We start from the raw sequence: 10776 nt of genomic DNA, 5'->3' as shown, positions 1-10776 counted from the left end.
TGGTGCAGTCCTAGACAGCTCCACCACACCGGAGGTCTTCGCCTTGATCAAGCCCCCGCAGGTGTCAACAACGCTCGTGATCAATACACCTAGCGCTTCGGCTGGTCCGCGCGCGCCAGGAAGAGCGCGAAGACCGGCGGACGCTGCTGCAGCAGTTCCAGTCGGCCGCCGTCGGCCTCCGCCAGGTCGCGGGCGACCGCGAGGCCGATGCCCGTGGAGTTGCGCCCGCTGACCGTGCGCTCGAAGACCCGCGCCCCCAGCTCCGGCGGCACGCCCTGGCCCTCGTCCGTGACCTCGACGACGACCTGCGTCCCGGTCACCCGGGTGGAGATCGCGACCGTGCCGGAGCCGTGCATCAGGCCGTTCTCGACCAGCGAGGCCAGCACCTGGGCCACCGCCCCGGGGGTGCCGACCGCGCGCAGCCGCTTCTTGCCCGCGGAGGTGATGGCCCGGCCCGCGCTGCGGTACGCCGGGCGCCACTCCTCCACCTGCTGCTTGATCACGTCGTCGATGTCGAAGACGACCGCCGAGCCGGTCCGCGGGTCCCGCGCGTTGGTGAGCAGCCGCTGCACGACGTCCGTGAGCCGTTCCACCTGACCGAGTGCGATCGTCGCCTCCTCCTTGACGGCCTCCTCGTCCTCGGCCGTCGCGATGATCTCCTCCAGCCGCATCGACAGCGCCGTCAGCGGGGTCCGCAGCTGGTGGGAGGCGTCCGCCGCCAGGCGCCGCTCGGCGGTCAGCATCCGGGCGATCCGCTCGGCGCTGCGGTCCAGCACGTCGGCGACCCGGTCCAGCTCCGGCACCCCGTAGCGCCGGTGCCGTGGCCTGGGGTCGCCCGAGCCCAGCCGCTCGGCGGTCTCGGCGAGGTCGGTCAGCGGGCTGCCGAGCCGCCGCGCCTGGCGCACCGCGAGGACGACGGCGGCCAGCACCGCCAGCAACGCCACCGCGAGGATGATCAGCAGGGTGCGGCCGATCTCCTGGCTGACCTTGCTGCGGGACTCCTCGACGGTGACCGTCTCGCCCTGCTCGCCGGTCTGCCGCGAGGAGATCACCTGACCCGTGGGCTTGGCACCGATGGTGATCGGCGCCTCCCCGGGGATCCGCACCAGCGCGTACCGCCCGGGGGCGATCTGCTGGGCCAGCACCTCGCGGCTGATCCGCTCCTCGCCGATCATCCTGCTCTCGACGATGCCGATCAGCCGTACCGCCTCGGAGTCCACGCTCTCCCTGGCGCTGTTCTCGATCGTCCGGGCCTCCACCAGGACGAGGGAGACACCGAAGACGGCGATGACGACGAGCACCACGGCGAGCGTGGACTGGATGAGGCGGCGGCGCATGAGTGAAGCGTCTCAGACCGCGCGGACCGCCGGCGTGCCCGCTCTTCCTAGTTCTTCTCGAACCGGAAGCCGACCCCGCGCACCGTGGAGATGTAGCGGGGGGCCGCCGCGTCGTCGCCGAGCTTCTTGCGCAGCCACGAGATGTGCATGTCCAGGGTCTTCGTGGAGGACCACCAGGTGGTGTCCCACACCTCGCGCATCAGCTGCTCCCGGGTGACGACCCGGCCGGCGTCCCGCACCAGCACCCGCAGGAGGTCGAACTCCTTCGCGGTGAGCTGCAGTTCCTCGTCGCCCATCCAGGCGCGGTGCGACTCCACGTCGATTCGCACCCCCTGGGTGGAGGGGTGCTGGGCCTCGGCGGTGCCGCGCCGCAGCAGCGCGCGCACCCGGGCCAGCAGCTCGGCCAGCCGGAAGGGCTTGGTCACGTAGTCGTCGGCGCCGGCGTCCAGGCCGACCACCGTGTCCACTTCGTCGGCGCGGGCGGTCAGCACCAGCACCGGGAAGCCATGGCCTTCGGTGCGCAGCCTTCTGCACACCTCGAGCCCGTCCATTCCGGGCAGCCCCAGGTCGAGCACCAGAAGGTCGAAGGAGCCGAGCAGGGCGGCTTCGAGCGCCGCGGGTCCGTCCTCGCGCACCTCGACCTCGTACCCTTCGCGGCGCAGCGCGCGTGCGAGCGGTTCCGAGATGGATGCGTCGTCCTCGGCGAGCAGTACGCGGGTCATGCGCTGATGGTAGTCCGCCCGGAGAAAGCGCACGCCGGGCGGGCCGTGACCGTTGTGAGGTACATCTCAAGTCGTCCCATATAGCACATCTCGTGCTGCCATAAGGTAACCAAAAGCCCGAATCAGTCCAGGGGACCCCCGGCGCGCCCCACGCGTCGCAGGGGCCCCACTGTGACGGGGCTGGTCCCCACCAGCAACCAGTCAACGACCTGTAGGCCGGGACCGCGCCTGTGAAGGCGTCGGTCGTGGATCCCGGTGCGCCCCCACGCGCCCCGGTGCCGGTCACCCCCCACCCGGGCGCGCACCGCTCTCGCAGCGCGTCCCGAGAAGCAAGGAAAGCCCATGGCGTCCAGCCTGACTGAGGGCCTCGCCGCGCCGGACTCCGGACCCAGCGGCAGGAACTTCCTCGGCCACCCCCGCGGCCTGGCCACCCTCTTCCTCACCGAGACGTGGGAGCGCTTCAGCTACTACGGCATGAGGGCGCTGCTCGTCCTCTACCTGACGGCCTCGGTCACGGACGGCGGCCTCGGCATGAAGGCCGCCACCGCCGGCGCCATCTACAGCGTCTACACCGCCACGGTGTACCTGCTGGCGATGCCCGGCGGATGGTTCGCCGACCGCCTGTGGGGCCCGCGCCGCACGGTCGCCATCGGCGGCACGATCATCATGATCGGCCACTTCCTGCTGGCCGTGCCGGTGGAGGCCTCGTTCTTCGTCGGCCTGGTCTTCATCGCCGTGGGCTCCGGCCTCCTGAAGTCCAACATCTCGACGATGGTCGGCCAGCTGTACCCGGACCGCAACGACCCGCGCCGGGACGGCGGCTTCACGATCTTCTACATCGGCATCAACCTCGGTGCCTTCCTCGCGCCGCTCGCCATCGGCACCGTCGGCCAGCAGGTCGACTGGCACCTGGGCTTCGCCATGGCCGGCGTCGGCATGGGGCTGGGCCTGGCCCAGTTCCTCATCGGCACCAGGCACCTCGCGCCCGTCTCCAGCGTGGTTCCCACGCCGCTGGACGCCGCCGAGCGCGCCGGCCTGATGAAGAAGGCGCTGATCTGGCTGGCCGCCGCGGTGGTCTTCTACGGCGTCGTCACCTTCACCGGCCACTTCACGATCAACTGGGTGCTCTGGCCGCTCTCCCTGCTGGGGCTGGCCCTGCCGGCGTACTACTTCACCCGCATCCGCCAGGACCAGGAGCTCACCCCGGACGAGAAGACCAAGGTCGGCGGTTACATCTGGTTCTTCGTCGTGGCCGCCGTCTTCTGGATGATCTACGACCAGTCCGGATCGACCCTGACGGTCTTCGCCTCCGAGCACACCGCGTCCACCCTGTGGGGCTTCAACTTCCCCGAGAGCTGGTTCCAGTCCCTGAACCCGCTGTTCGTGATGGCCCTCGCCCCGGTCTTCGCGGCCCTGTGGATGACGCTCGGCCGCCGGAACCCCAGCACGACCGTCAAGTTCGCCCTCGGCGTCGCCGGCATCGGCGTCTCCTTCGTGGTGATGATGCTCGCCCAGGCCGCCGCCTCCGGCGACACCAAGGTCACGCCGCTGTGGCTGGCCGTGGTCTACCTGATCCAGACCACCGCCGAGCTGTGCCTGTCCCCGGTGGGGCTCTCGGTCACCACGAAGCTGGCCCCGGTCAAGTACGCCAGCCAGATGATGGGCCTGTGGTTCCTGGCCGTCACGGCGGGCGACTGCGTGGCGGCGATCCTGCAGCTGGTCATCGGCGACGCGTTCCTGTCGGAGACGTCCTTCGCGATCCAGGGGTTCGTGGCGCTCGCGGCGGGTGCAGCGTTCGTGCTCTACCGCAAGCGCGTCATCCGGCTCATGGGCGACGTCCACTGACGTTTCCCGTCGGCCGGTGGTTGTGTGCGGCGCCGCGGTGGTTGATGTAGGGGCGTTTGGAGGCGGTCCGGGGTTGCCGCACGTGCCCTGCTGCACCGCCACCGGTCGTCAGTCGCCCCATCCTCCCGGAGGGGGTGTGGCGGGGTGCCCCCGCAGGAGACGAGCGGTTGAGTGCGGGGCCCGACGATGTGGACGTAAGCCGCGAGCGCCGAGGAGGTACCCCGGCGCGGCGCCGACCCCACAACGTACGCAGCGTGGCGGTCACTGATCGCGCCGGGCAACCGGGTGGGCGGGTGGGAGACAGCCCGCCGCAGGCGCAATGGACCCGCACACGACAACCGGGCGGCCCGGCGCAGCACGTACTCCGGGTCGCGCCCGGAGGGCTACGCGTTCGGGCGGCCCATGGCCCGGAACGTCCACCCGGCCTCACGCCACCCCACCGGATCGAGCGCGTTCCGCCCGTCGATGACGTGCCGCCCGCGCGCCACCGCCCCGAGCGCCGCCGGGTCGAGCTCCCGGAACTCCCGCCACTCCGTGAGGTGCAGCACGACGTCAGCCCCCCGGACCGCCTCCAGCGCACTCGGGGCGTACCCGAGCGTCGGGAAGAGCCGCCGCGCGTTCTCCATCGCCTTGGGGTCGTACACGGTGACCTGCCCGCCCTGGAGGTGGATCTGCCCGGCGACGTTGAGCGCGGGGGAGTCCCGCACGTCGTCGGAGTCGGGCTTGAAGGCCGCGCCGAGCACCGCGATCCGCTTGCCGAGGAAGCCGCTGCCGCCGCAGGCCTCGCGGGCGAGCTCGACCATGTGGGCGCGGCGGCGCATGTTGATGGAGTCGACCTCGCGCAGGAACGTGAGCGCCTGGTCCGCGCCGAGCTCCCCGGCGCGGGCCATGAAGGCGCGGATGTCCTTGGGCAGGCAGCCGCCGCCGAAGCCGATGCCGGCGCGCAGGAACTTCTTGCCGATCCGCTCGTCGTGCCCGATGGCCTCGGCGAGCTTCGCCACGTCCCCGCCGGCCGCCTCGCTGACCTCGGCCATCGCGTTGATGAAGGAGATCTTCGTGGCGAGGAAGGCGTTGGCCGCCGTCTTGACCAGTTCCGCGGTCGGGTAGTCGGCGACGACGAAGGGCGTGCCGTCGCCCACGGGGGTCGCGTAGACCTCGCGCAGCAGCTTCTCGGCGTGCTCGGAGGCGACGCCGACGACGATGCGGTCCGGGTGGAGGGTGTCCTCGACCGCGAACCCCTCGCGCAGGAACTCGGGGTTCCACGCCAGCTCCGCCTGGTCCCCGGCGGGGGCGAGCTCGGCCAGCCGGGCCGCCAGCCGGGCCGCGCTGCCGACCGGCACGGTCGACTTGCCGACGACCAGCGCGGGCCGCTCCAGGTGCGGGGCGAGCAGTTCGAAGGCGTTGTCGACGTAGCTCATGTCGCAGGCGTACTCGCCGTGCTTCTGGGGCGTGTTCACGCAGACGAAGTGGACGTCGCCGAAGGCGGCGACCTCCTCCCAGGAGGTGGTGAAGCGCAGCCGCCCGCTGGAGTCCGGCAGGCCCGCGACGTGGCGGCGCAGCAGCTCCTTGAGACCCGGCTCGTACATCGGCACGCGGCCGGCGGAGAGGGTCTCGATCTTGGCCGGGTCGATGTCCAGGCCCAGCACCTCGAAGCCCAGTTCGGCCATCGCCGCGGCGTGGGTGGCACCGAGGTAGCCGGTGCCGATCACGGTGAGCTTGAGCGCCATGCGGAGGGTCCCTCCCAGGTCGTGGCCTGATTGCGATGTTGAGCATAGCCCCGGCGGGGCGTCCGGGTTCCCCCGGTGAGGGCACCGAAAGAGGCCCCGGGAATGGCCATGGCACCGCCCCACGCGCCACAATGCCCCCCGACGCACACGTGGGGAGCGGGTGCACATGGTGGGGGTGGACGATGACGACGACGGATCCGGCGGGCCACGAGCAGACGGCGGTCACGGAAACGGAACGGGAAGCGGTACCGGGGAAGGCGGCGGAGCCTGCCCGCAGGAGGCGCAGCCGCACCCGGCGGGTGCTGCTCGGCGCGCTGGTCCTGCTGGCCGTGGGCGTGCTGGGAGTGGCCGGAACCTTGTGGTGGGCGGTGGACCACTACACCGGCAAGGTGGACCGCATCCCCAACGTCTTCCCGACGAATGTGCCGGAGAGCGAGCAGCCGCAGGCCGCCAAGGGCGGTGAAACGTTCCTCCTGGTCGGTGTGGACGCCCGCTCCGACCTGCCGACCACGGGCCGGGACGCCCAGGCACCGGAGTGGAAGCGCGGCGCCCAGCGCAGCGACACGATGATGCTGGTGCACCTGCCGGCCGACCACAAGCACGCCTACGTGGTCTCGCTGCCGCGCGACAGCTGGGTCCCGATCCCGGGGAACGGCAAGGCCAAGCTGAACGCCGCCTTCTCCTGGGGCGGCCCGCCGCTGCTGATCGACACCGTGCAGCGGCTCACCGACGTGAAGGTCGACCACCTGGCCGTGATCGACTGGAGCGGCTTCAGGACGCTCACCGACGACATCGGCGGCGTCGACCTGGCCGGGAAGCACATGAACGGCGAGGAAGCCCTGAAGTACGTCCGCGAGCGCTACAACCTGCCGCGCGGCGACCTGGACCGCACCCACCGCCAGCAGGCGTTCCTGCGCGCGGTGATCGCCAAGACGCTGACCAAGGACTCCATGAGCAACCCGCTGAAGGCCAAGGAGCTGCTGGACCGCGTCACCGGGGTGGTCAGCGTCGACGACCGGCTCTCCGACAGCGGCCTGCGCGACCTGATGTGGAGCATGCGCGGGGTGCGCGCGGGCGACATGGTCTTCATGAACGCCCCGGTCGGCGGCCTCGACATGATCAAGGGCCAGTCGGTGGTGCTGCTCGACGACAACGGCAGCGAGCAGCTGTGGGAGGCCATGCGCAACGACACCATGGCCGAGTACGTGGCGAACCACTCCATCGACCGCCTGGGCTCCTCGACACCGTGACCCGCCGCGGGTCCCGCGGACGCACGGAGGGGCCGGCCGGGCGCGGTGTGCGCGCCCGGCCGGCCCCTCGGCCGTCGGGGGAGGTCAGGAGTCCGGGGTGACCGTGACCTTCTCGTCGTTCTTCAGCTGCGAGACCAGCTGCTTGACCTTCGGCATGTCCCACTTGAGCGCGCTGCCCACGTTGGTGCTGACGGAGCCCGAGGTCGGCATGTTCATCGAGAGCCCGTCGCCGCCGGAGACGCTCTTCATCGCCCAGAACATCGACGCCAGGTCCCACAGGCTCATGTCCTTGTCGACGATGAGCGTGTCCAGGCCCGCGCCCATGGTCGGGTAGAGCTTGAAGGGGTTGAGGACCGTGCTGGGCGTGGCCGTCTGGCTCGCGAGCGCCGCGAGGAACTTCTGCTGGTTCTTGGTGCGGCCGAGGTCGCCCTCGGCCTCCTGGTAGCGCTGGCGGACGAAGGCCAGGGCCTCGTCGCCGTTGAGGGTCTGCCGGCCCTTCTTGATGTGCAGGCCCGAGTTCTTGTCGTCGATGTCGCGGGGGATGTCCAGGTCGACACCGCCGACCGCGTCGACGAGGCCCGCGAAGCCGGCGAAGCCGATCTCGGCGTAGTGGTCGATGTGCAGGCCCGTGTTGTACTCGATCGTCCGCACCAGCAGCGTCGGCCCGTCTATCGAGTAGGCCGCGTTGAGCTTGTTCTGGCCGCGCGAGGAGAAGGTCTTGCCCGACTCGGAGCCCTTGAACTCGGGGATCGTGACGTAGGAGTCGCGGGGGAGCGAGATCAGCGAGTTCCCGTTGTCACCGACGTGCAGGATCATCATGGAGTCGGTGCGCTTGCCGTCGGCGGAGCCGGTGTGCAGCTGCTTCTTCTGCTCGCTGGACAGGCCCTCGCGGCTGTCGGAGCCGACGATCAGGTAGTTGGTGCCCTCGCCGGTCTCCGGGCGGTCTATGACCGTGCCCAGGTCCACCTCGCGGCGCACCTTGCCGTCCGCCCAGAAGTAGGTGCCGATCGACCACGCGGCGACCACGACGACCAGACCGATCAGGACCGCCTTGACCCGCCGCCTGCGGCTGCCGGGAGGCGTGGTGCGGCCGCCGGTGGACGGCGGGCCGTACGAGCCCCCGCCGTGACCGTCGTGGCCGCCCGGCCCTCCGTGGCCGGGGACGCCGCTGCCGTACGCCTGCTGGCGCGGCACGCTGCCGGGAGCCGCCGCCGCACGGCGCGGGGACAGCTCGGGGGGCAGCGGCGGCTCGGAGACCTGCTGCTGCCGCTGGTTCCTGTTGTCGGACCAACCGTCGGGCCATGCGTTCATGTACGGCAGTGTGCCCTGCCGCCCCGCCCGGCAGTGCCTCCGTGGCGCTTCTGAAGCAGAGCTGATGCAAAGGTCACAGGACCGGCGCGGTGCGGTGACCGGTTGTGTCCGGGTGCTCTCAGCCGGTGAGGTGCGTGGGGGAGTTGGTGTGGGTCTCGATCATTCCGGCGGCCTGTTCCAGCAGTTCGTGCGCGAGGTTGGAGCAGGCCCGCGACGCGGCCACGTCCTCCCCGATGCGCATGTCGGGCTCGTCGTTCGGATTGCGCCTCGAATAGCCGTGGCCCACCACGCCCGGGGCGCCGTCCCCGGTGAGCGAGGCGGTGCAGGCGGTGCGGCTGCCGTCCTCCTCCAGGGACAGCTTGATCGTCCACGTCTTCTCCATGGCGGATCACCTCTCGGACCTCGGGACGTCGGCCCCTTTCTCAGCATCCGCCCGCCCCCGCCGACGGGCAAGGTGTGCCCGGCGGGGAGCAGGGCGGGGAGCACGGCGCCGCAGTGCTTAGGGTGGAGCCATGTTCGAGGAGCCACCCCCGCACCCTGTGCCGTCCAAGCCCACGTCCGCCTCGCGGATCACGCTGGCGCACATCATGACCCACCACGACACCAACCTGCTGGGCACCGTGCACGGCGGCGTCGTCATGAAACTCGTGGACGACGCGGCGGGCGCCGTCGCCGGCCGCCACTCCGAGGGGCCCGCGGTGACCGGCGCCATGGACGAGATGGCCTTCCTCGAACCGGTGCGGGTCGGCGACCTCCTCAAGGTGCAGGCCCAGGTCAACTGGACCGGGCGCAGTTCCATGGAGGTCGGCGTGCGCGTGCTCGCCGAGCGCTGGAACGAGTCCGGCCCGGCGACCCAGGTGGCCAGCGCCTACCTGGTCTTCGTGGCCGTGGACGCCGAGGGCGCGCCGCGCCGGGTGCCCCAGATCGACCCCGAGACCGAGCGCGACCGGCGCCGTCTGCAGGAGGCGCAGATCCGCCGCACGCACCGGCTCGCCCGCCGCCGGGCGATCATGGAGTTGCGCGAGAAGCGCGCCGCCGAGGGCTTCGACGACTGACGGGGCCCGCCCGCTCGTCCGCCCTCGGCGGCACGGGCCCGCCGGCCGCCGGCCGCCGTCAGCCGCACAGCACGCGGTCGCCGCGCGTCGGCGGGATCTCCACCGGCGGCGCCGGCGGCGGGTCCGGCTCGCCGGCCCGCACCGGGGTCAGCCCGTCGTAGTCCGCGCCCACGGTGATCCGCAGCGTCGGCCCCAGCCCGGAGACCGGGCGCAGTTCCGCGTACGGCAGGGCCGTTCCCAGGGCCTTGGCGGAGCGGTCCCAGCCCGGGTCGTAGTGGATGACGGTGTACTCCGCGTCGTGCCGGACGGTGTTGCCGGGCGTACCGGTGGTGCGGAAGCCCAGGTGGCGCAGTTCCTTGTCCACCCGCGCCCCCAGCCCGTTGACCGTCGTCCCGTTGTTGACCTGGACGCGGATCGACTTGGGCGGCACGTCGACCCGCTCGGGCTCGGGCGCCGGCGGGCTGGGCTTCACCAGGGGGCCGCCGTCCGGGCCGGTGAGCGGCCGGTCCTCGCGCAGCGCGTCGAAGATCCGCTTCGCGCCCTCGACGTCCCAGCGCAGGGTCGTCCCCACCCCCTGCACCCGGAACGGTGTGGCGTCCACCGGCACCGTGGCGTACTCCACCGAGCGGGCACCGAAGCCGCCGCGCAGCCCGGTGGCGAGGGCGATCAGGTCGTCCGGCTTGGTCTGCCGGTCCGCGCGCACCGAACCGAGCGCGGCCTTGGCCACCTGGTCGAGCTTCACGGGGTTCTGCAGCAGCCCGATGTCGGTGACCCGGCGGACCAGGGCCGCCAGGAACCGCTGCTGGTTCTGCATCCGCGGCAGGTCGGGGCTGCCGGGGAGGTGACCGGAGCGCACGTAGCGCAGCGCCGTGCCGCCGTCCGCGCGCACCGTGCCCGCGGGCAGTTCGAGTCCCGTCACGGGGTCGCTGAGCGGACGGGCGAAGCAGAGGTCGACGCCGCCGATCCGGTCGACGGTCCTCATGAACGAACCGAAGTCGAACTCGGCGTAGTGGTCGATCTTGAGCCCGGTCATCTTCTCGACCGTGCCGACGGCGAGCCCCGGGCCGCCCACCCCCCAGGCCCACTTCAGCTTGCCCGCCCGGGGCAGTTCCGCGTACGAGTCCCGCGGCAGCGCGACCACGCTGACCCGCCTGCCGTCCCGCGACAGGTGCGCCAGCATCATGGTGTCGGTGCAGTCGCAGGGCTCCCCGCCCAGCCGCAGCGCCGTGCGCTGCGCCTGGGTCAGCCCGCGGCGCACGTCCGTGCCGACGAGGAGGAAGTTGGTGCCCTTGGCGGGGCTGGGCCGGTTCTTCATCCCGGCGAAGGCGTCCACCCGCTCCAGGCGGTCGTCCATGTGCCCCAGGACGGCGTGCCCGATCCCGCTGGCGGTCAGGATGCCCAGCGAGAGGGCACCGAGGACGCGCATCCCACGGCGCACGGGCGTCCGCTTCCGGGTCCGGCGGGCGGCTGCGGCGGGCTGCTGACGGCGACGAGCGACGGTCATGCAGTCACGCTAAGGAGTCATACCG

9 protein-coding genes are annotated in these 10776 nt (G+C 71.7%); 3 read left to right on the top strand and 6 right to left on the bottom strand.

Annotation, left to right across the window (positions count from 1 at the left end):
* Window positions 1–89: 89 nt before the first annotated feature.
* Complete coding sequence (locus ACZ7MY_RS41345) at window positions 90–1337, bottom strand: sensor histidine kinase (protein WP_499611138.1); 1248 nt, start codon at window positions 1335–1337, stop codon at window positions 90–92.
* A 47-nt stretch (window positions 1338–1384) separates the two neighbouring features.
* Window positions 1385–2059, bottom strand: coding sequence for a response regulator transcription factor (locus ACZ7MY_RS41340; RefSeq protein WP_018559726.1), 675 nt, complete (start codon window positions 2057–2059; stop codon window positions 1385–1387).
* Between the two features lie 342 nt (window positions 2060–2401).
* Here ACZ7MY_RS41340 and ACZ7MY_RS41335 point away from each other — a divergent pair, with 342 nt between their 5' ends.
* On the top strand, window positions 2402–3904 hold the full coding sequence (locus tag ACZ7MY_RS41335; protein WP_499611135.1) for a peptide MFS transporter: 1503 nt from the start codon (window positions 2402–2404) through the stop codon (window positions 3902–3904).
* Between the two features lie 383 nt (window positions 3905–4287).
* Here the strand turns inward: ACZ7MY_RS41335 and ACZ7MY_RS41330 are convergent, their stop codons facing one another.
* On the bottom strand, window positions 4288–5631 hold the full coding sequence (locus ACZ7MY_RS41330; protein WP_499611133.1) for a UDP-glucose dehydrogenase family protein: 1344 nt from the start codon (window positions 5629–5631) through the stop codon (window positions 4288–4290).
* A gap of 182 nt (window positions 5632–5813) precedes the next feature.
* Between ACZ7MY_RS41330 and ACZ7MY_RS41325 the strand changes: the two genes are divergently transcribed.
* Entirely contained in the window at window positions 5814–6881 is a 1068-nt protein-coding gene (locus tag ACZ7MY_RS41325; protein WP_499611131.1) for an LCP family protein, read from the top strand.
* An 84-nt stretch (window positions 6882–6965) separates the two neighbouring features.
* Here ACZ7MY_RS41325 and ACZ7MY_RS41320 read toward each other — a convergent pair whose 3' ends face one another.
* Window positions 6966–8192, bottom strand: coding sequence for an LCP family protein (locus tag ACZ7MY_RS41320; protein WP_499611129.1), 1227 nt, complete (start codon window positions 8190–8192; stop codon window positions 6966–6968).
* Window positions 8193–8310: 118 nt separating this feature from the next.
* The gene (locus ACZ7MY_RS41315; RefSeq protein ID WP_499611127.1) at window positions 8311–8574 is read right to left on the bottom strand and encodes a DUF1876 domain-containing protein; all 264 of its coding nucleotides are present in this window, start codon (window positions 8572–8574) and stop codon (window positions 8311–8313) included.
* Between the two features lie 130 nt (window positions 8575–8704).
* Between ACZ7MY_RS41315 and ACZ7MY_RS41310 the strand changes: the two genes are divergently transcribed.
* A complete protein-coding gene (locus tag ACZ7MY_RS41310) occupies window positions 8705–9247 on the top strand; it encodes an acyl-CoA thioesterase (RefSeq protein ID WP_499611125.1) in 543 nt (180 codons plus the stop codon).
* A gap of 58 nt (window positions 9248–9305) precedes the next feature.
* Here the strand turns inward: ACZ7MY_RS41310 and ACZ7MY_RS41305 are convergent, their stop codons facing one another.
* Window positions 9306–10751, bottom strand: coding sequence for an LCP family protein (locus ACZ7MY_RS41305; protein ID WP_499611123.1), 1446 nt, complete (start codon window positions 10749–10751; stop codon window positions 9306–9308).
* Window positions 10752–10776: the final 25 nt, after the last annotated feature.

The organism is Streptomyces sp. NPDC111520, assembly GCF_055635295.1.
This window is presented reverse-complemented; position numbering and strand designations above follow the sequence as displayed.